The organism is Novosphingobium sp. 63-713 (assembly GCF_001898925.1).
GTDB lineage: Bacteria > Pseudomonadota > Alphaproteobacteria > Sphingomonadales > Sphingomonadaceae > Novosphingobium.
The window spans coordinates 1-17888 of the sequence record NZ_MKVS01000038.1 but is presented as its reverse complement, the minus strand read 5'-3'; the positions used below and the strand labels follow the sequence as shown (position 1 = coordinate 17888).

24 protein-coding genes and 1 tRNA gene are annotated in these 17888 nt (G+C 59.9%); 16 read left to right on the top strand and 9 right to left on the bottom strand.

All coding sequences use genetic code 11. The annotated features are described in order from the left end of the window. Positions 1 to 64: 64 nt before the first annotated feature. Positions 65 to 376, bottom strand: a complete 312-nt coding sequence (locus BGP00_RS16510) for a hypothetical protein (protein WP_292694320.1) — start codon at positions 374 to 376, stop codon at positions 65 to 67. Positions 377 to 661: 285 nt separating this feature from the next. Here BGP00_RS16510 and BGP00_RS16505 point away from each other — a divergent pair, with 285 nt between their 5' ends. The 10 genes from BGP00_RS16505 to BGP00_RS16460 all read left to right on the top strand — a co-directional run bounded on the left by BGP00_RS16505 (position 662) and on the right by BGP00_RS16460 (position 8778). After that, complete coding sequence (locus BGP00_RS16505) at positions 662 to 1165, top strand: DUF4262 domain-containing protein (RefSeq protein ID WP_292694318.1); 504 nt, start codon at positions 662 to 664, stop codon at positions 1163 to 1165. A gap of 97 nt (positions 1166 to 1262) precedes the next feature. Then, positions 1263 to 1712, top strand: a complete 450-nt coding sequence (locus BGP00_RS16500; protein WP_292694315.1) for a hypothetical protein — start codon at positions 1263 to 1265, stop codon at positions 1710 to 1712. A 1012-nt stretch (positions 1713 to 2724) separates the two neighbouring features. Next, a complete protein-coding gene (locus tag BGP00_RS16495) occupies positions 2725 to 3051 on the top strand; it encodes a GPW/gp25 family protein (RefSeq protein WP_292925780.1) in 327 nt (108 codons plus the stop codon). A gap of 15 nt (positions 3052 to 3066) precedes the next feature. Beyond that, on the top strand, positions 3067 to 4206 hold the full coding sequence (locus BGP00_RS16490; protein ID WP_292694309.1) for a phage tail sheath subtilisin-like domain-containing protein: 1140 nt from the start codon (positions 3067 to 3069) through the stop codon (positions 4204 to 4206). Positions 4207 to 4238: 32 nt separating this feature from the next. Next, on the top strand, positions 4239 to 4739 hold the full coding sequence (locus BGP00_RS16485; protein ID WP_292694306.1) for a phage major tail tube protein: 501 nt from the start codon (positions 4239 to 4241) through the stop codon (positions 4737 to 4739). 122 nt (positions 4740 to 4861) lie between these two features. Beyond that, positions 4862 to 5212: a phage tail assembly protein gene (locus BGP00_RS16480; RefSeq protein WP_292694303.1), complete on the top strand. Its 351-nt coding sequence runs from the start codon at positions 4862 to 4864 to the stop codon at positions 5210 to 5212. After that, complete coding sequence (locus BGP00_RS16475) at positions 5212 to 5349, top strand: GpE family phage tail protein (protein ID WP_292694300.1); 138 nt, start codon at positions 5212 to 5214, stop codon at positions 5347 to 5349. Before BGP00_RS16480 ends, BGP00_RS16475 begins: the two co-directional genes overlap by 1 nt. Then, positions 5346 to 7325, top strand: coding sequence for a phage tail tape measure protein (locus tag BGP00_RS16470; RefSeq protein ID WP_292694298.1), 1980 nt, complete (start codon positions 5346 to 5348; stop codon positions 7323 to 7325). Before BGP00_RS16475 ends, BGP00_RS16470 begins: the two co-directional genes overlap by 4 nt. Then, positions 7325 to 7780, top strand: a complete 456-nt coding sequence (locus tag BGP00_RS16465; protein ID WP_292694296.1) for a phage tail protein — start codon at positions 7325 to 7327, stop codon at positions 7778 to 7780. Before BGP00_RS16470 ends, BGP00_RS16465 begins: the two co-directional genes overlap by 1 nt. Then, positions 7777 to 8778 (top strand): contractile injection system protein, VgrG/Pvc8 family, encoded by a 1002-nt coding sequence (locus BGP00_RS16460; protein WP_292694293.1) that lies wholly within the window; start codon positions 7777 to 7779, stop codon positions 8776 to 8778. The genes BGP00_RS16465 and BGP00_RS16460 overlap by 4 nt, the downstream gene beginning before the upstream one ends. 69 nt (positions 8779 to 8847) lie before the next feature. On the opposite strand, the gene BGP00_RS16455 is transcribed toward BGP00_RS16460, so the two are convergent. The 6 genes from BGP00_RS16455 to BGP00_RS16430 all read right to left on the bottom strand — a co-directional run bounded on the left by BGP00_RS16455 (position 8848) and on the right by BGP00_RS16430 (position 14510). Next, positions 8848 to 10209 carry a CsgG/HfaB family protein gene (locus BGP00_RS16455; protein ID WP_292694290.1) on the bottom strand — a complete coding sequence of 454 codons (1362 nt, stop codon included), beginning with the start codon at positions 10207 to 10209 and terminating at the stop codon, positions 8848 to 8850. Between the two features lie 22 nt (positions 10210 to 10231). Then, on the bottom strand, positions 10232 to 11470 hold the full coding sequence (locus tag BGP00_RS16450) for a hypothetical protein (RefSeq protein WP_292694288.1): 1239 nt from the start codon (positions 11468 to 11470) through the stop codon (positions 10232 to 10234). Positions 11471 to 11484: 14 nt separating this feature from the next. Continuing rightward, a complete protein-coding gene (locus BGP00_RS16445) occupies positions 11485 to 12102 on the bottom strand; it encodes a hypothetical protein (RefSeq protein ID WP_292694287.1) in 618 nt (205 codons plus the stop codon). A gap of 15 nt (positions 12103 to 12117) precedes the next feature. Beyond that, entirely contained in the window at positions 12118 to 13431 is a 1314-nt protein-coding gene (locus BGP00_RS16440) for a hypothetical protein (RefSeq protein WP_292694284.1), read from the bottom strand. Between the two features lie 309 nt (positions 13432 to 13740). Then, a complete protein-coding gene (locus BGP00_RS16435; RefSeq protein ID WP_292694281.1) occupies positions 13741 to 14088 on the bottom strand; it encodes a hypothetical protein in 348 nt (115 codons plus the stop codon). Positions 14089 to 14144: 56 nt separating this feature from the next. After that, a complete protein-coding gene (locus tag BGP00_RS16430; RefSeq protein WP_292694280.1) occupies positions 14145 to 14510 on the bottom strand; it encodes a helix-turn-helix transcriptional regulator in 366 nt (121 codons plus the stop codon). Positions 14511 to 14593: 83 nt separating this feature from the next. Here BGP00_RS16430 and BGP00_RS16425 point away from each other — a divergent pair, with 83 nt between their 5' ends. From BGP00_RS16425 to BGP00_RS16410, 4 genes are read left to right on the top strand one after another with little or no spacing between them, the layout of a single operon-like run. After that, the gene (locus BGP00_RS16425) at positions 14594 to 14908 is read left to right on the top strand and encodes a YdaS family helix-turn-helix protein (RefSeq protein ID WP_292694277.1); all 315 of its coding nucleotides are present in this window, start codon (positions 14594 to 14596) and stop codon (positions 14906 to 14908) included. Next, positions 14905 to 15360 carry a hypothetical protein gene (locus BGP00_RS16420; protein WP_292694274.1) on the top strand — a complete coding sequence of 152 codons (456 nt, stop codon included), beginning with the start codon at positions 14905 to 14907 and terminating at the stop codon, positions 15358 to 15360. The genes BGP00_RS16425 and BGP00_RS16420 overlap by 4 nt, the downstream gene beginning before the upstream one ends. Next, on the top strand, positions 15357 to 15728 hold the full coding sequence (locus tag BGP00_RS16415; RefSeq protein WP_168605865.1) for an ogr/Delta-like zinc finger family protein: 372 nt from the start codon (positions 15357 to 15359) through the stop codon (positions 15726 to 15728). The genes BGP00_RS16420 and BGP00_RS16415 overlap by 4 nt, the downstream gene beginning before the upstream one ends. A gap of 19 nt (positions 15729 to 15747) precedes the next feature. Then, positions 15748 to 15876 carry a hypothetical protein gene (locus BGP00_RS16410; protein ID WP_292925779.1) on the top strand — a complete coding sequence of 43 codons (129 nt, stop codon included), beginning with the start codon at positions 15748 to 15750 and terminating at the stop codon, positions 15874 to 15876. Here the strand turns inward: BGP00_RS16410 and BGP00_RS16405 are convergent. Then, complete coding sequence (locus BGP00_RS16405) at positions 15866 to 16210, bottom strand: hypothetical protein (RefSeq protein WP_292694267.1); 345 nt, start codon at positions 16208 to 16210, stop codon at positions 15866 to 15868. The two genes, BGP00_RS16410 and BGP00_RS16405, sit on opposite strands and share 11 nt — an antisense overlap. Before the next feature lie 14 nt (positions 16211 to 16224). Between BGP00_RS16405 and BGP00_RS16400 the strand changes: the two genes are divergently transcribed. Together BGP00_RS16400 and BGP00_RS16395 are read left to right on the top strand one after the other, a co-directional pair. Further along, positions 16225 to 16410: a hypothetical protein gene (locus BGP00_RS16400; RefSeq protein ID WP_292694264.1), complete on the top strand. Its 186-nt coding sequence runs from the start codon at positions 16225 to 16227 to the stop codon at positions 16408 to 16410. Continuing rightward, positions 16407 to 17468 (top strand): tyrosine-type recombinase/integrase, encoded by a 1062-nt coding sequence (locus tag BGP00_RS16395; protein ID WP_292694261.1) that lies wholly within the window; start codon positions 16407 to 16409, stop codon positions 17466 to 17468. The genes BGP00_RS16400 and BGP00_RS16395 overlap by 4 nt, the downstream gene beginning before the upstream one ends. 18 nt (positions 17469 to 17486) lie before the next feature. Here the strand turns inward: BGP00_RS16395 and BGP00_RS16390 are convergent. Next, positions 17487 to 17572 (bottom strand) — tRNA-Ser (locus BGP00_RS16390). Positions 17573 to 17888 lie beyond the last annotated feature (316 nt).

Below are 17888 nucleotides of genomic sequence, written 5' to 3'. Positions count from 1 at the left end.
AGTTTGTGATTATTGGCCGCAAACACGTCGTTCTGAACGCGGAGCTGTTGCGGACGATTTAAGGTTATCGAGGGAACGAGCTTTTAAGTGCCAGCTCAATCGCGTGACTGATAATTCCCGCGACAGCACCTGACAAGCCAATGAGGGTGACTGAGATAATCGCGTGGCTCGTATCTTCTCCATCGAGCCATATCCCTGCCATTATAGCAGCAAGGATAAATCCGATTAGCGCCGCAGAGCGGTAGCTCTGACGACCACGCCAAGTCACAACAGCCCACGCCATAGAGCCAACTAAAGCTATCAATAGTGCGCTCTCAAACGCAATTTTCATTTTAATTTCAAGAAGCCACCCGTCGTCAGCTTCGCCCGGCGCCATGGGCCGTCCGTGCAATATCCATCCAACACGCCAAATCATGTCAGCCAACGCACTGAATCGGCCCTCGACGACCAAAACGGCCAATGTGGCCCCGGTCAGTGTTCCAATCCCAAGCGCAACTAGAGCGCGAGTGATCCGACTAATGGTTTGAGGCCAGAGAAACATGGCGCGAGGATCACCGTTCGGCCCAGTTTGTCAACGTCCGCTTCCCACCATAACGAGACGAGCGGCTCGCGCCCAAAATCGGCCATTGAGGCTTTGGCGTCATTCTGGCACTAGATCGCCATGGACACCGCACTTCTATTATCAGAAGAAAAGCTCGACGATGACGAGCGTCAGTTTTTGAACGTCATCAAAGACCATGGTTGGTTCCACACTCGGGTATTCGACAACAAGGACGAGCATCCAGATTTTTCATACACAACCGGTTTTTCGGTCAATCACGGCTACCCTGAGATCATCCTGTTCTCGCTGGCTAAAGACGTGTCTCATTCTATATTGTGGGACGTCTGGCGGGATATTGAATCCGGCAAACGCCATGAGGTGGGGAAGAAAATTCAAGGTATCTTTGGTAACGCAGATGCAGTTCTGCTGCCTGTTTCCAAATCGGTCTACAAAGAGTATTTGGGCTGGAATCGCTGGTTCTACAGAAGTGATACCTTTGATTGTCTGCAACTCGTCTGGCCTGATCGAGATGGAAAATTCCCGTGGGAAGCGAGCTTCAACGACAAGTTTGCCAACAGCCAGCCTGATTTAACAGGCGGTGGTTGGAATTTGCATCCGGTCTAAATGACCGCTTCCCACCACATTCCGACGATAAGGCGCCGTTCAGGGCACGACACGTTGCGGACATTGTCATTATAACCGTAACTGTCATACTGGCTGAATGAAATCTATTCTGTTCACTGCTTCTCTCTTTTTGACGGGCTGTTCCGTTGGGTCATCCCCTTCGAAAGACAGTTGGTGGAGTTCACCAAAATCACATGAAGGTTTTACTGAGTTGGGCAGAGGTTGCTATAATGAAGTTTCTGATAAAAATATAAAATTAGCCCTTAGGTCTTTGGAAAAATCTAAATTTGTAGAGGTCGATTATCAGAAATTTATTGGGCCAAGCTATAAATGGGTGAATTGTAATTTTTCTCACGCATATTTGATCAGATTTTTGCGATACGAAATTTCCGACGAGCCTTTCTTTGTTTATGAAAGGGGGCAAGACATCTTAGCTGTCCATGGTATCCTTTCTCATTCGCAACCAATGCCCATCCATTCGGCTCTGGTCGTGCTAACCCATCAACCTGTTACCAATAGCTACACCTATGTGGAGTCCGATGAATAAAGGACGTCCGCTCCCCACCAAATTTCGACTACAAGCGCCATTCCGGACACGACACCGTTGCGGTCATCAATTCCTGCCGCCATCATGCAACTATGCCAATTACAGCCTCTGCCCGCTCCGACCAATTGTTCCTCAGGGCTCTGGCAATTCGTTACGACCATAAACCCGGCCTGTGGGTGCCGATCATGTGGCATTTAGCTTTGCGGCGTGACACCGAGGCCATGATAGAACTGGCTTGCTGGATATGCGAAACCAGTAAATGGCCAGGAGACTTGGGGTCCCGATCAGACGCCTTCTCACCCGCAGGCTTGTATTATCGAGCATTCCGGCTTGGAAATGCCCGCGCTGCCCAGCACTTGGCGGTGCAATGCTTCAACCGAAGAGATCTAACTGGCTACCGATATTGGCTAAGACAGGGTGCCAAACTCGGGGATGGGTATGCGTCCAATGAGCTTCACCATTTCGAAACCCGCTTGCCGCATTCGACTGCGCGTCGCATTGGGCGACTACGGCCTTATCATAAGCGTGACGACACCTATTGAACGATGTCCGCTCCCCACCAAATTTCGACTACAAGCGCCATTCCGGACACGACAACATTGCGGACGTTCAACGAAATGGATAATTAAGCTCCATGCTCGAATTGCGTCCGCTCACACCAACCACCCGACGGCGAATCGTCGCTGGACTTATACTTGTATTTTTCGTTGCGGCGGCAGCGAATTATTATATGATCCTTCGTTGGTTTCGTGGATATGACGGTCAGGTTCTCACTGTAATATCGCTAATTTATTTGACTTGGAGCAGGTGTTTTTTGGCTCAGACGAGAAAATTTTGACGTCCGCTCCCCCTAACTTTCCCGCCATCCCACGCAGCAAGTTTCCGCAACCCAAGCCGCCAGTCGGCAAGGTTTGTGGCGGAGAGGCGCTGTCTCCCCCGTAACCCGCCGGGTTACACCCCCGCCCCCTACCCCGCGCGCGCGCGTCGGGTCATGTCCTTCCCCATGAACGGAATGGACGCCACCACAGGAAAGCCCCTCTCGGGCGATGCGCATCTGGCGCAGTCGGTGGTCGATATCCTCACCACACCGCTCGGCTCGCGCGTGATGCGCCGTACCTATGGCTCGCTAATCCCCAGCCTCATTGACGCGCCGATCAATGCGGCCACCCCCATGCTGATCCGCGCCGCCACGGTCCTCGCCATCCGCGCGTGGGAGCCGCGCCTCTCCATCGCCCGCGTCCGCCTGTTCGGAACGCCCGCGAGGGGCAAACTCACCATCCAGATCAGCGGGCAACGCGCCGACACCGGCAAACCCGTCACCCTCTCTATCGCCGCCTGAAGCAAAGGACACGCCATGCCCCACGGCCTCACCCTCACCGAATCCACCAGCGGGGCGCGCAGCCTCGCCACCTCCTCCATGGCCGTGATCGGCATCATCGCCACGGCCAGCGCGGCGGCGGGTGCGGCCAGTACCGCGCTCGATGTCGCCTTCCCCATCGGCGCCCCGGTGCTGGTCACCAACATTGTCGAGGCCATCGGCAAGGCGGGCACCGGCGGCACTCTGCTCCCCACGCTCAAGGCCATCGCCGATCAGGTCACCCCGGTGCTGGTCGTGCTGCGCGTGGCCGAGGGCGAGGATGACGCCGAAACCTCGGCCAATGTCATCGCCGCCATGCCCGCCCTGATCTCGGCCAAGAGCGCGGTGGGCGTCCGCCCGCGCATCATCGGCGCCCCCGGCCTCGATGCCGCCACCGTCACCGCCCAGCTCGTGATCGCCGCCAAGCGCCTGCGCGGCCGCGCCTATGCCCGCGCCATCGGCGAGGATGACGCGGCGGTCATCGCCTATCGCCAGACCTTCTCGGCCCGCGAACTCACGCTGATCTGGCCCAACACGTCGCCCGATTTTGTGGGCGATGCCACCGCCCGCGCGCTGGGCCTGCGCGCCCGGATCGATGAAGAGACGGGCTGGCACAAGACGATCAGCAATGTGGCGATGGATGGCGTCACCGCGCTCACCCGCAACATCGCCTTCGACCTGCTGGATTCCAGCACCGAGGCGGGCGTCCTCAACGATGCCGACATCGTCACGATCATCCGCGAATTCGGCGGCTTCCGCTTCTGGGGCAACACCACCTGCGCGGGCGAGGACCAGAGCGAATACAAGTTCGAAAGCGCCGTCCGCACGCTCCACGCGCTGCAGGATATCGTGATCGAGGCCTTCGCGCCGGAATTCGACAAGCCGATGACCGTCGCCCTGGTCAAAGACCTGCTCGAAAGCTGCAACACCAAATTCAGCGAACTGGCCACCTCCGGCTGGATCATGGGCGCCAAGGTCGCGCTGGCCGCCACCGGCAACACCAGCGCCGAACTCGCCGCCGGGCGGCCCAAATTCGCCCTGCGCTTCACCCCCTGCGCGCCGTTTGAAAACCCCACGGTCGATTTTGCCATCACCGAGGAATTCTACAGCGACTTCGCCTCGCAGGTCGCCGCCTGATCCTCTCCCCCCTCTTCTGACAGGAGCGTCCCATGGGCCTTCCCCGCACCCTGCAAAACCTCAATACCTATATCAATGGCGCCGATTATCGCGGCATCATCGGCGAATTCGAACAGCCCAAGCTCTCGGAAAACACCGGCGACTGGCGCGGCGGCGGCATGCCCGGCACGGTCAAGCGCAAGATGGGCCTCAACCCGATGGAGGCCACGCTCACCTTCGGCGGCCATGAAACCGCGCTGGTCCGCCTGTTCGCGCGCGATGACACCCGCATCCGCCTCGTCTGCGCCTATCAGGCCAAATCGACCAGCACCCCGCAGGCCGTCGATATCTTCATGCGCGGCAGCTTCAACGAGATCGACTTCGGCAAGGACAAGCCCGGCGATCCGACCGAACACAAATACAAGGCGGACCTGACCTATTACCGCCGCGAGGTGAACGGCGTGGTCGAGGTCGAGATCGATATGCTCAACGGCATCTACATGGTCGGCGGCGTGGACCGCTATGCCGAGATCATGGCCATCCTCGCCGGGTAATCCGCCCTCATCAGATCCGTGCAGACGGTCCTTTTGCGGGGTGCCGTCTGCACGGTGGGCCGGTGGCCTTCCTCTCCCGCCACCGGCCCCTTCCCGCCCCGCGCATCACGAAAGCCCCGCCCATGACCGACACGCCCCCTGTTGCCGCCGCTCCCGGCTCATCCAGCCACACCTTCACCCTCGCCGCCCCGATCCTGCGCGGCGAGACCAGCATCGAGGCGCTGACCATCCGCAAGCCCAGCGCGGGCCAACTGCGCGGCCTTTCGCTGCAAAACCTGCTCTCGCTCGATATCAGCGAGATCCTCAATGTCGTTCCCCGCATCACCATGCCGCCGATCACCGGCGCCGAGGCCGACATGCTCGATCCCTCCGACGTGGCCGAAATCGGGGGCGCGATCCGCGATTTTTTTATGACAGCGGGCGAGCGCAAGCTGCTGCAGATGGTGATCGAGCAGAACACGCCGAAGAGCTGATGGCCGACATCGCCGCCATCTTTCACTGGCCGCTCTCGGAAATTGCGGCCCTCACGCTGGACGAACTGATCCTCTGCCGCCGTCTGGCGGTGGAAAGCTGGAACCGCATGTGGGCGGGCAAGGAAGGTGAAGGATGAGCGACAAAAAGCTCTCGCTGCTGGTCAATTTCATCGGCATCGACAAGATGACCGGCATCATGAAGAACATCGTCGGCCTTGGCCGCGATGGCTCCAAATCGATCAAGGGGCTGACCGGCGAGACCAAGAAGCTCGATGCGCAGATGCGCGCGGTGCAGGCCGATATCGCCAAGGGCGCGGGCAATATGACCCAGCTCATCGACAAGGAACGCGCGCTGGCCGCGCAGATCGCTCTCACCAACCGCCAGCTCGAGCGGCAAAAGAAGCTGGCCGCGATCCGCGCCGATGCCAATGTGATTCAGCGGCGCGGCGCCGACCTGCGCCAGCGCGGCCAGGACAATATGCTGGGCGGTGTCGGCATGGCCACGCCCTTTATCCTCGCCAGCAAGGCGGCGATGGATTTCTCCAGCGGCATGGTCGATATCCAGCAAAAGGCCGAGCTGACCAACGCGGAAACCGCCCGCATGGCCGCGCGCATCCTCGACCTGTCAAAGGTGGCGCACCAACTGCCCGAGGATATGCGCAGCGGCATCGACACGCTGGCTGGCCTCGGCCTCGATCCGCGCAAGGCCATCGAGATGATCGGCCCCATTGGCCGGTTGGGCACCGCCTTCAAGGTCGATCTGGCCGATGGCGCCAACGCCGCCTTCTCCAACCTCAACAACCTCAAGGTGCCGATCGGCGAGACCGCCCGCGCGCTCGATATCATGGCCGCATCGGGCAACGCCGGGGCCTTCGAGGTCAAGGACATGGCCCGCTGGTTCCCCTCGCTCACCGCGCAGATGCAGGCGCTGGGGCAAAAGGGCACGCCCGCCGTGGCGGACCTTGCCGCCGCGCTGCAGATCGCCCGGCGCGGCGCGGGTGATGCGGATCAGGCCGCCAACAATATCCAGAACCTGCTCTCCAAGATCCAGTCGCCCGAGACGGTCAAGAAGTTCGCCAAATTCGGCATCGACCTGCCCAATGCCCTCAAAAAGGCCGCGCGCGAGGGCAAGACGCCTTTGGAGACCATCGCCGACCTCACGCAAAAGGCCACCGGCGGCGACAATGCCAAGATCGGCAACCTGTTCGAGGATATGCAGGCGCAAGGGGCTCTCCGCTCCCTCATCCTCAACATGGAGGATTTCCGCAAGATGCGCGCCGATATCGCCAAGAGCGGCGGCACGGTCGACAAGGCCTTCGCCCAGCGCGAGGCGCAGGACGCCAGCATCAAATGGCGCGACTTCATGGGCACGGTCCAGCGGCTCGGCATCACGCTGGGCAATGGCTTCCTGCCCGCCGCGACCCGCTTCCTGTCCGTCGCCGATGGCATGATCTCCCGCGTCGCCGCTTTCGCCCAGGCGAACCCGCGCCTAACCACCAGCCTGATGACGCTGCTGGGCGTGCTGGTGGCCGCGCGCATCGGCGTAGGCGCGCTGCAATGGGCGGTGGGCGGCCTGTTCGGCCCGGTGGCTCTGCTCTACCGCCTGCTCAAAACCTATGAGGGCCTCGCTGGTATGGTGGCCATATTCCCCCGGCTCGCGGGCGGCATGAGCTTTCTGGGCGCGGCGGCCGCCAAAGTGCCCGGCATCATCGCGGGGCTGATGGTGGCCCTGCGCGGACTGGCCGCCTTCATGCTCACCAATCCGGCGGGCTGGTTCCTGCTGGCCGTGGGCGCGGGCGTGGCCGCCTATCAGAATTGGGATTGGATCAAGGAAAAGCTCGGTATCGGCGGCGCGCCCAAACCCGGCGCGGCAGCCCCTGCGCCCAAAGCCAATTGGGCGGGCGCGAAGGCGTCCAACCCCTTCCCCGCCCTCGCCCCCGTCCGACCGGCGGCACTCGGCGCTGGCGGCGCGGCGCGCGGCCCGGTCACGCTCAATGTCTATCCCGCCCCCGGCCAAAGCCCCGACACCATCGCCAACCACGTCATTCGCAAGATGGATCACGCCCAGGGCGTGGCCGCGCGCTCCAACATGAACGGCGAGGACGGACGCTGATGGCTGACCTCACCTCATCCAGCCTGATCGACCTGTCCACCCCGGTCACGATCAGCCAGCGCGACCTGCTCTCGCCCGCCGTCCTCATGTCGCTGGGCCTGTTCACCTTCGGCATGGAGCAGGCCGCCTATGACCAGCTCTCGCGCCGGATCGCGTGGCGCCATGAACAGAACGACCGCTTCATGGCCCGCCCGGCCAGCCAGTTCGCAGGTCCCGGTGAGGATCGCGTCTCCATCGCGGGCGAGATCATCCCGGAAATTGCGGGCAATTACGGCGCGCTCACCTTCCTGATCGAGATGGGCGACACCGGCGATGCCTTCCCGCTGATGGATGGCCTCGGCACACTCTGGGGCTTTTACCGGATTGATGGGCTGGATCAGACGCACCGCGTCATCATGGCGGGCGGCATCCCGCGCATGGTCGATTTCTCCCTCGAACTCTCGCGGGTGGAATGATGGCGGCGAACAAGGCGGGCCTGCGCTTGCACCTCGACAATGGCGTCGATCTCGCGGCCAAGATCAACCCGCGCTTCCTCTCGCTGACTTTGGTGGAAAAGCGCGATGGTTCGGCGGACGAACTGACGCTCTCGCTGCAGAATGTCGATGGCAAGCTGGCCGTGCCCAGCGCGGGCGCGATCCTCTCCCTGTCGCTGGGCTGGGAAAGCCGGTTTGATGATCATCCGGTGGGCCTCATCGACAAGGGCCGGTTCCGCGTCGATGAGGTCGAGGAAAGCGGCCCGCCCGATCGGATCGTGATCCGCGCACGCTCGGCCGATCTGGCCGGCACCTATGCGAAGCGCCGCAACCGCGTCTGGCATGACACCACGTTGGGCGCGCTGATCGCCGAAATCGCTGCGCGCCATGGCATCACCGCCCGCGTCCATCCCGATCTGGCGGGCCAGCCCATCGAGGCGCTGGAGCAGCACAACAAGTCCGACATGGCGCTGGTGCAGGATCTGGGCAAACGCTTCGACGCCACCGCGACATGGAAAGACCGCAAGATCCTGATCCTGCCCAAGGGCAGCGCCACCACAGCGGGCGGCCAGACCATCCCGGCCATCACCCTGACGCGGCAGGATGGGTGGAGCTGGCGCTACATCCGCGCCGAACGCGGCGCGCAGACGGGCGTGGAGGCGCAGTATCACGATGGATCGACCGGCGCGCGCAAGACGGTGAGCGAGGGCAGCGGCGATGCGTACCGGCTGAAACATATCTATGCCAGCAAGAGCAGCGCCACCCGCGCGGCGAAGTCCAACCTTGCCAAGCGACTGCGGGCAAAGAGCAGGTTTGAGTATTATCTGGCGGTGGCCGATTGCCGGTTGCGACCCAATCAGCAGGCCGCGCTCCAGGGGTGGAGCGCGGCGGTGAGCGGGACCAAGTGGCTGATCGAGAGCATCGATACCACCATGGATGCCGGTGGGATCAAGCAGATGGTGCGGTTGGAGGGCGCTTAGCGCCTCGGTTCTCGTGACTCTGGTGACGGGGTCACATGCACTGACACGGCGGATACTCCGAAAGCAGATTCAATTCTCAAACGGAGCATCAAATTCATCTCTTACGCGACGGCTCTTTGCTGGCTTGCGCAAATCCTTTGTAGAAGGATTGTTGACCGGCAGTCCTCCCACCTGAGGCCCAGGCACATTGGCCGAAGGCGAAGCGGACGTGGCCATACCTCCCACAAGATCGCGCAATTCGATGATGCCGGGCTGGAACTTCGCCGGGTCAAAATTCCCGTTCAATTGACCAAAAGCCATCTTTTCGGCAGTTTTCACGATCCTGATCGTGCCAATTGGTGTCTCCAGACGACCCAGATCCTGACCCGTTTGGGGGTCCTTAATTTTATCGCCCAGAGCGACCGCCGAATAGGTTTCACCAACCTTGAGCATGGCTTCACCCTGGCTCAAGACCACAGACTTTCCATCCATGTTGGTCACCGCAATCGGAAAATTCTTTACGATGAACTTATGCGTGAACTGGTCTGAAAGCTGCGCCAGATAGGCATTCACATTGGAAATGCCGACAGCCTGCGTCCCGTAAACCGATGGTGGCGTCGAGGGAAACGCGGTGGAGAAATGCTCGGTCAGGATCACCTGTCCTGTAGCCACGTTGATGACATTGAAATTAATGTCCACGCCGCCTGAAAAAGAGTTCAGCCCTCGCCCCGAAAAGCGCAGAATCCGAGTTGACTTGTTATAGCTGAGCGAATTGATTTCCGGCACAATCAGGATGTCGGCGCTCAACCTCTGCCCCAGCTTGGCATAACCCGCTGGCGACGATACACCCGAAGATATATTGGCCAGTTCGCTGTTGATTGCATCGTCATACTTACGCTGGATGATTGCGAACCGATTGGATTTGCGCAACGCATCACCAATAATGCCTTGAATCGTACCGGCCGCACTCTGGGCCGAAAGTACCTGATCGCCGATGACATAGCTGTTCTGATGGGCAATCGGCATGGCGACTGCCACCTTCGGCAGCTTGCCGCTGCCCGCGCCCTCATATTTGTTGACTTTGACCTTGAGTCTGACTTGCCACTGCTTCGCGTTGCGGTCTTGCGTTTCGCTCAGAACCTCAAAGCCCTGAATCGCTCCGCCCGAAATGGCCAAAATATTTTGGGGGCTGATTTCTGTGCCCGATACCTGCGCCAGCGTCGCACCGTTCGCCTGCAATAGCGCTGTGCTGATCGCATCAGCTATGGCGGCAGCATGCGTGGGCCCTGCCCCCTGCGCTTCCACCTCAACGACTTTCACGCCCCCGAAATCGGGACCGTCCTTTTGAAAGACTTCCTTTTCCTTACCTGAAAATAGCTTGGAAACCTTGTCGCACCCCGAAAGGCTCACCACCAACACAGAAGCCACAAGGGCGCGAAAAACCAGACGCATGCCGACCCCCTTGATGCTGCGCTTAACGGATGCCTTCGGCACTAAGCCGACTCAACACTTCCTCGCCCACACGTTGCGAAGCTTGGAATATGGCTTCACTGCGCGCCATGTTGAGGTTAGGGTTGCTGGCCGAGGCCGTCTTCTGGATTGAAGCAACCACCTCAGGAAAATTATCGCTGATATCCCAGATCTTGGCACGCAGAACCACGCTCACCTGAGGCGACCCGGTAACGGGATCAGGCTGCGTGGTGTCCAGCACGCCATCGCCCAGCAGCACAAATCGGAAATTACATTTGCGCAGAGCATTGAGAATACCGGTGCGAACGGGCGTACTCAGATCCTCAGATTTGGTGCCGAACTCGCGGGTCACCGCATCCGGATCGGGCCCTGGACAGCTGGAGAATACATCGGCGTAGTGATTAATCTTCGCGCGACCGTTTTTGAACACATCGGTCAGCGTGGCGTTCAACTCTTCGGGCGAAACCGCGCGGAACTTCTGGTCCACCGCCTGGTTGATGGTGCGGCCATTAGCCTGCAGCCGGGCTTCCACGGTGGTGCTGGCATCGCTGCGTTGAGTGGCCGAAGCGTTAGCGCGGCCTTTGTTCTGATCGCGCGTGGACATTCGGTCGGACACCGCGCCGCGGCCTTCGCCATAACCTTCAGTGCTGGTGGTGCGCTGCCTCGCATCCGAATTGTAATTGGCAGTCATAGAATCGCGCTGCACCGAATTGGCGCTTTCCGCCCCCTTGGCATAGCGATCAATGTTCGGGTCATAGGTGGTCTGCGTAGCCACTTCCTTGACTAGGAAAAAGGTCGCCAATCGTGGGCGATTGGGCGCATTCTGCGCGAGCGGTGCGGTACGTATCATTGCGTCGATATCGGTCACCACATCCAGCAGATTGCAATTGAAACGATAGCGAGCCGAGAGACGCTTGAGCTTCTTGTCGACCTCATAATTCATCATCGTGGACTGGCAACGACTCTTGAGCCCGTGCGCCAGCGAGTTGTTCTGTTCGACCGACAGGTTGCGCACCTTAAGCGCCACGTCCGGATTGCGTTTGATCACGATCCACGCATTGATCAATGCGGCCTGCTCGGCTTCGGCCAGTCCGGCGATAATGGCGGACTTGCCCGTCGACTGAACGGGAACCTCCCCCGGCACGATCACTTCTAGCGGATCGCTCTGCGCGGCGGCGGGGGCCGCCACGGCAAGCGCCAATGCCGCTCCCATCGCGGAGCCAAGAGATTTCGCTTTATACATGAAACACCTTAGAATTAGAGATCGGCAAACTGCGGAAGGGCCTCTTTCGACGCCACCTGAAATCCGTTCGAACCACCAAGTTGATAGCCGTTGTAAGACTTGGCCACATCATGAACCCGCGTGATGGCGGAAATCACCTTGGCCGACTCAGCCGCAACAACTCCGGCCATGGCGAGTTTCACAAACATATTGCTTTCCGAATCCACTACGGTTTTGGTGCCAATCACCACGGCAGCGGCCAGAGCAACCTTGGCCACCACCAATTGCTCTTTGGCTTTCTTCACCAATTCCTTCTGGCGCTGTGTTGGATAAACTCCGGCGGCCTGCAATTCGGCAATATCGCTTTCCACGGACTTACTGCATTGCACAATGGTCTTCACGCCATCGGCACCGCCGAGCGAACCATTCTGCAAATCGGCAGCAAGGCGGGTATATTTCTGCGCCTTTGCCGACATGCCGATGGCTTCATAATAATTCGCCGTTGCCTTGATCGCCTGAGATTCCGACAGCTTGATGGCGCCATAAAACAGCAAGACCCCAGTCAACGTATCGGCCCGCGCAACAACCGGCGCCGCCCCAACGGACAGGGCAAGTGCAGCGGCCAAAATTTTCTTCCACTTCGAAAAAATCATCGCGCCCTCCCCTGATCAACGTCCACCGACATCCGCACCCTGCGGCGCGGGCGCCACTTTCATCGTATCCTGAAGCAATACCTTCCACTCTTTCGCGATGCGCGCCGGGTCCTTTTGCTTCTTGTCGGAAATGGATGCGGAAATATTATCCTTTACCCAATCCCGCTTTTGAAAAGCATAGGCATCCAGAAGCTCTTTCATGAAATTTGAGGTCAGCTTCGAGAACTGGTCAAACTTGTCGACTTCACGCGAACCGGAAAATCGCAAAGAGCGCACAAAGCGAAACACGTGAGCATCGATCGGCTTGTCACCATTAAGGCTGTCGAATTGCAGGATCTCACTGCGGAAACGACCGCCGTAGGCGAATTCGGTCTGCACCTCGGTCGCACCCTGGCCATTGTCGGTGCTGGCAATATCATGCCGAATGGTGGCATCGGTCAGCTTGTCCACCGTCAGTCGCATTTTGTAGGACGGATCGGGCAGAACGAGCTGCGAGGAAGTGCCCAGACAATCGGGTATATTGGCCACATAGGCATTGCCCGCAACCTTTGCTCCATCGGCGGCCACAGCAACGGGCACAATCGGCTTGCCAAAGGTCAACGCCAACAGGGACTCGTAATGCGATGTCATACGGCGGGAAAAGAGCTGTGCGCTCTGGGCTGGAACAGGGCCTGTATTGGCCAGCGATGCCTTCGCTGAATCAGACAACTCCAAAGGAACCACCTGAAAGAACGTGCGCTCGTCATGGCGGATGGGCAGGCTTTTGATCGAAACGAGCCAGCGATCCATTGCGGAATCACCATCCCCAAAGCGGTCAAAGATCGCGCCGAATCCTTTTGTCTTGGCCAGCTTATCGGGCTGCCCTGGGGTAATTTCATTATACGTGATGATGGCAGGAACCAGCGCCTTTACTTGCCGATCATTGACATCGAAGATGATGGTGTTGACGCCAAAGCTATAGGCTGTGTTGAAGTAATGATTACCATCGCGCGGATCAACAAAGTTCTGTGAAACGACATCTTCGTATGTGATTACGTGGGACAGGCCCAAATGCGCGCCTTTTCCCTGAGCCTCATCTTTTCCATAAAGATTGATTGACCAGCCAAGCGCCTTTGTCTGCTCAAGAAGCTTTGCGTTCAAGGCTGTCTTGAATTTCGTATCTGACAGAAAACTAGACAGGACTGGATTTTCGGCTTTGAAGGCCGCCTCAGTTCCCTGATGTCCAATCCCACAATAGCGAACGTTTTCTCGCGTGGCATCCTGCGCTAATGCAGGCACACCTAAGCAAGCCAGCACAAGGCTAGCCCCAAAAAGCTTGATGTTTGACATTTAACCCCCCGGTTTAGGAGGCCGTGATAGACAAAATCTTCGTAAATGTCATCCAGTTATATCGATTTTCGATTTTCTGTTGCCTTTGACTTTTGAAATGGGGGCTAAACCCGGAAAAGTCAGGAATCTCAACATAATTTCTTGCGCCCCATACCCAACACTTGGGAAACGGAAGCGGGCAAGGTGTCGCAAACTTAATTGCCTTCTCGGCTGGCGGATACCGTGAACCCGTCACAGATTCGTTTCGCGCTTAGCTGAAGACAGTTCGAGCCCATCGACGACAGAACGGCCATCTTTGGCCGAGCAGTCTCATCGACCCCAATCAAAGTTGTCGCCCGCTTCATTCAAACGCGGGCTGGCGGCGCTGGTGGCCAGCGCATCGATGACGCGCTCGACGTTTCGGCGGTCACTCTTGGACAGGTGCCGGATCTTATCCAGCAGCTCGAGATCCTCGCGGTCATAGACCAGCGCAAAGACTTCTTGTGACGGATCGTCGGTCAAACCGGCAAGGTATTGGTGGGACACTTTCAATTTACGCGCAATTTCATAAAGATCGAGAAACGGGGGCAGCTTCCCTGCGGCCAGTGAGCTGACCACACGCAGGGGAACGCGGGCCTCATAGGCCAGGACGGCCTGCGACCAACGTAAAAAACGCATACAATTCCGAACTCTGGACGCGATCAACCGCTGCCGCGTGCCCGCAGATGGCGCCATTATGGATTCGATGGTTCAGCATCCGGGCGATGATGACGGCTCGCCAATGTCCGCAGGATCTGGAGTGTGACGTCACGGTCCTGCGGCCGCACGCTGTGCAGCAAATCCAGCCATTCCCGTTCTTCTGCCGTTAGCGTGACGTCCTGCGCCTCACTATCGGGATCGTCCGTTTCACCGGTCAGATACGCGGCTGAAACCCGCAACTCGCGGGCCAGCTCCAGCAACGCGGATGAGTTGCGCGTCGCCCCCGAAACAAGCCGCCCGATGGACGGCTGCTTGAGCCCCACACGTCGGGCAAGCTCACTTTGACTGATCTGGCGATCAGCCATCAACTTTTCGAGTCGGTCGCCCCTGATCGTCGCCATGGCTAAGGGCTATACGGAAACGAATAATACCGCACGCAACATTTCTGTTGCGATAGGCTATGCATATCCGTATAGATCGGCGCATGGAAACCGCCCCGACCCGCTATGAGGCCCTGCAACAAGTGGCCGCCCGCTTCCCCTCGCAACAGGCGATGGCCGATGCGTTTGGGGTTTCCCAACCAACGATCTGGCGCTGGCTCAATCAGGCCAAACAGATCCCGCCCACCTTTGCCTTGCTGGCCGAAAGCCTGACCGGCATTTCCCGCCATCACCTGCGCCCCGATATCTACCCTCCTGAAATCCCGGCCGCCCCGGCCCGCTTCTGCGGCGTAGATCACACTGGCCCCCTCGTCGCGTTCAATCGCGGCGCGGCTTTGCGCGACGGAGCATCGGTATGACCCTGCGCCGCGAACCGCTCACCTATGAAAACACGATGCTGGCCGTGGCCAAAGTGCTCGGCTGGGATACGGTCGCGGGCATCTGCGGCGTGTCCTCGCGCTCGGCGCGCTATTGGGCCGAACCGGAATGCCAGAAACAGATCCGTATGATCGACGCCGAAAGGCTCGACCGCGCTTTTGTTGAGGCGGGCGGTGATTATCGGCCCTTTCATCGTCTGATGACGATGCGGCTCGATATTGCCGATATGGCCGCCAATGCCGCGCTGGCTGATCTCTCCACGCTGGCCGCCGTCGCAGCGAAGGAGGCAGGCGAGGCGATCTCGGCCCTGATCATCGCCGCCCAATCGGGCGACCGCGCCAGCATCCGCAACGCGCGCAAAGAGGCCGAAGAGGCCATCCACGCCCTGCACGCCAGCGTTGCCGGCATCGAAAGCCGCGAGGCCCGCGCATGAGCGGCGAAGGCATCATCCGCAATCAGCCCCTGATCCACGCCCCGCTGTCATTGCGCCTGCGCTCGGGCGGGGCGCAGGCCAAGGATAAGGCCTTCATCACCTGCCCAAAATGCGGCGCGCCCATGTTCGTGCGCGACAGCATGCGCCACAATGAAACCGTCAAGCATCTGATGACCCACTGCACCAACACCGGCTGCGGGCTCACCGGCATGCATGAGCTGGTTTTTGTCCATTATTTCAATCCCGGCATGGTGGATCGGTCCGATCTCAATCTGGTCGCCTGCCCGCGTGACAAAATCCCCCACGTCCTGCCGCCCCCGCGCGATGAAGCCGACGATGGGCAAATCTCCATGTTCGACCGTCCCTAAACCGCTTGCGAGGTCCGCCATGCCCATGCCCAAAGCCGCCGCCGCCATCGCCACCGTTTCCCTGCTGTTCACCACCGCCCTGCTGGCCATCGACCGCGTGATCGCGGGCGCGGTGCAATGCGGCGCGCTTTCCTGCCTCAACGCCTGATCGCCGTGGCCTGCCCTTCCCCCTCCCCGCGCGGCACCGCGCTTTGGACGCTGGCCATGGTGCTGGCCGCGCTCCTGGGCGCGGCATGGGCCGATTGGCATGCGCCCCACAATTCCCGCCCGCCGGGTCGCACCGCCCCGATCAGCGCCACAGGCGCGGTCGGGGCACCCCTGCCCGGCGCCCCCCGGTCCAGCTCCGTCGCATGACGCCCCCGCGCCCGTGGAAACCCGAAGGCTGCGCCGATTGCGGCCTGCTCCACCCCACCCACAGCCTCAACGGATCGCACGGCCCATGGCGCTGCCGCGATTGCCATGTCGAGGCGCAGCAAAAGCACAGAAAGGCCGCCTGATGGCTGTCCAGCCTGCCCGCGTGCGTATGGTCGAGGCCCAGCGCATCCTCAAAGCTGCCCGCAATTCGGGCCTCACCCCCAAACGCATCCGCGTGCACGACACCGGCTATGACATCATTTTCGATGATGACGGCCTGCCCGGATCGACCCAGCCCAATCCATGGGATGCGGAGCCGAAACAATGACCAAGCGCCGCTGGCTCCCGCCCAACGTCACCCGGTATCAGGACAAAACCGGCCGCTGGCGCTACCGCTATCGCAAGGCGGGCAAGGCCACCTACAACTTCCGCGCCGCGCCCGGCACGCCCGAATTCCTGGCCGAATATGAAGCGGCCAAGGCGGGCCAACCGGTGGGCGCGGATCGCGTTGCCCCCGGCTCGGTGGATGCCCTCTGCGCGGCCTATTACCGCTCGCCCCGCTGGCAATCGATGCAGGCCAGCACGCAAAAGACCTATCGCAGCATTATCGAGCGCTGGCGCAAGGTCCATGGCGACAAGCCCTTCGCGCGCCTCGAACCGCGCCATGTCGACGCATGGCTGGCCGCGATGAGCGACCGCCCCACCGCCGCCAACAATCTGCGCAAGGCGCTGATGCGCCTATTCCGCTATGCGGTCCGCATGGGCTGGATCGCGCGCAACCCGATCTCGCCCACCGAACCCTATCGCATCAACAGCGAAGGCATCCACGCCTGGACCGAGGACGAGATCGCCGCCTTTCAGGCCAAATGGCCAATGGGCACGCGCGAAAGGCTGGCGCTTGAACTGATGCTGTGGACCGGCCTGCGCAAAAGCGACGTCATCCGCCTCGGCCCGGCCCAGCGCCAGGGCGACCGCTTCCACCTGCGCCACACGAAAAACAAATCGGACACGATCCTGCCGGTCTCCCCCGACATCGAACGCGCCATCACCGCGCTGGACCCGACCTATGCGGGCGGCGAAACCTATCTCATCACCGAATTCGGCAAGCCCTTCACCTCGGCGGGTTTCGGCAACTGGTTCCGCGATCGCTGCGATATGGCTGGCCTGAAAGGATGCAGCGCCCACGGCCTGCGCAAAGCCCTCAGCCGCCGCATCGCCGAGGCTGGCGGCACCTCAAACCAAGGCCGCGCCGTCACCGGCCACAAGAGCGACCGCATGTTCGCCCACTACTCGCAAAGCGCCGACAAAGCCGCCCTTGCCGACACGATTTTGGCGAACCTTTCCGAAAAGTTCGCCAAATCAAACCGCCAAACCAATGAAAATTAAAGGATTTCATATGTTCTTTGGTGAGCCCAGCTGGATTCGAACCAGCGACCTACTGATTAAAAGTCAGTTTTTAAAGAATTCCCCTCCAGTTCCCCCAAAACCCCTTAATTCCATAATATACTGTAAATGATGTAAAAAATCGGAATGCAGAAGCTTATCTCAATACCCTCAGCTCCCTTGCGACACCTTGCCTTGTGGTTGCTATGTGGTTGCTGACCTGCAGGCAATCGTATATCACGCGGCATGGCTAAAATAACCAAACGATCCGTTGATGCTTTGCAGGCAAGTGATGCTGGCCCAACTTATCTTTGGGATGACGCTCTTGGCCTGCTGCCGGTTTGATGGACACCGAGATAGGCTTCTTTAGGCTACCCCAGCCTGGCGCTCGAAGTCGATAGGGCTGAGATAGCCCAAGGTCGA

What these genes read in the sequence shown, in the direction of transcription:
- BGP00_RS16445 (WP_292694287.1), bottom strand. Translation starts at nt 12,102, where the DNA reads ATGATTTTTTCGAAGTGGAAGAAAATTTTGGCCGCTGCACTTGCCCTG.
- BGP00_RS16485 (WP_292694306.1), top strand. Translation starts at nt 4,239, where the DNA reads ATGGGCCTTCCCCGCACCCTGCAAAACCTCAATACCTATATCAATGGC.
- BGP00_RS16450 (WP_292694288.1), bottom strand. Translation starts at nt 11,470, where the DNA reads ATGTATAAAGCGAAATCTCTTGGCTCCGCGATGGGAGCGGCATTGGCG.
- BGP00_RS16425 (WP_292694277.1), top strand. Translation starts at nt 14,594, where the DNA reads ATGGAAACCGCCCCGACCCGCTATGAGGCCCTGCAACAAGTGGCCGCC.
- BGP00_RS16395 (WP_292694261.1), top strand. Translation starts at nt 16,407, where the DNA reads ATGACCAAGCGCCGCTGGCTCCCGCCCAACGTCACCCGGTATCAGGAC.
- BGP00_RS16500 (WP_292694315.1), top strand. Translation starts at nt 1,263, where the DNA reads ATGAAATCTATTCTGTTCACTGCTTCTCTCTTTTTGACGGGCTGTTCC.
- BGP00_RS16430 (WP_292694280.1), bottom strand. Translation starts at nt 14,510, where the DNA reads ATGGCGACGATCAGGGGCGACCGACTCGAAAAGTTGATGGCTGATCGC.
- BGP00_RS16495 (WP_292925780.1), top strand. Translation starts at nt 2,725, where the DNA reads ATGGACGCCACCACAGGAAAGCCCCTCTCGGGCGATGCGCATCTGGCG.
- BGP00_RS16480 (WP_292694303.1), top strand. Translation starts at nt 4,862, where the DNA reads ATGACCGACACGCCCCCTGTTGCCGCCGCTCCCGGCTCATCCAGCCAC.
- BGP00_RS16490 (WP_292694309.1), top strand. Translation starts at nt 3,067, where the DNA reads ATGCCCCACGGCCTCACCCTCACCGAATCCACCAGCGGGGCGCGCAGC.
- BGP00_RS16465 (WP_292694296.1), top strand. Translation starts at nt 7,325, where the DNA reads ATGGCTGACCTCACCTCATCCAGCCTGATCGACCTGTCCACCCCGGTC.
- BGP00_RS16475 (WP_292694300.1), top strand. Translation starts at nt 5,212, where the DNA reads ATGGCCGACATCGCCGCCATCTTTCACTGGCCGCTCTCGGAAATTGCG.
- BGP00_RS16400 (WP_292694264.1), top strand. Translation starts at nt 16,225, where the DNA reads ATGGCTGTCCAGCCTGCCCGCGTGCGTATGGTCGAGGCCCAGCGCATC.
- BGP00_RS16470 (WP_292694298.1), top strand. Translation starts at nt 5,346, where the DNA reads ATGAGCGACAAAAAGCTCTCGCTGCTGGTCAATTTCATCGGCATCGAC.
- BGP00_RS16510 (WP_292694320.1), bottom strand. Translation starts at nt 376, where the DNA reads ATGGCGCCGGGCGAAGCTGACGACGGGTGGCTTCTTGAAATTAAAATG.
- BGP00_RS16460 (WP_292694293.1), top strand. Translation starts at nt 7,777, where the DNA reads ATGATGGCGGCGAACAAGGCGGGCCTGCGCTTGCACCTCGACAATGGC.
- BGP00_RS16440 (WP_292694284.1), bottom strand. Translation starts at nt 13,431, where the DNA reads ATGTCAAACATCAAGCTTTTTGGGGCTAGCCTTGTGCTGGCTTGCTTA.
- BGP00_RS16505 (WP_292694318.1), top strand. Translation starts at nt 662, where the DNA reads ATGGACACCGCACTTCTATTATCAGAAGAAAAGCTCGACGATGACGAG.
- BGP00_RS16455 (WP_292694290.1), bottom strand. Translation starts at nt 10,209, where the DNA reads ATGCGTCTGGTTTTTCGCGCCCTTGTGGCTTCTGTGTTGGTGGTGAGC.
- BGP00_RS16420 (WP_292694274.1), top strand. Translation starts at nt 14,905, where the DNA reads ATGACCCTGCGCCGCGAACCGCTCACCTATGAAAACACGATGCTGGCC.
- BGP00_RS16435 (WP_292694281.1), bottom strand. Translation starts at nt 14,088, where the DNA reads ATGCGTTTTTTACGTTGGTCGCAGGCCGTCCTGGCCTATGAGGCCCGC.
- BGP00_RS16410 (WP_292925779.1), top strand. Translation starts at nt 15,748, where the DNA reads ATGCCCATGCCCAAAGCCGCCGCCGCCATCGCCACCGTTTCCCTGCTG.
- BGP00_RS16415 (WP_168605865.1), top strand. Translation starts at nt 15,357, where the DNA reads ATGAGCGGCGAAGGCATCATCCGCAATCAGCCCCTGATCCACGCCCCG.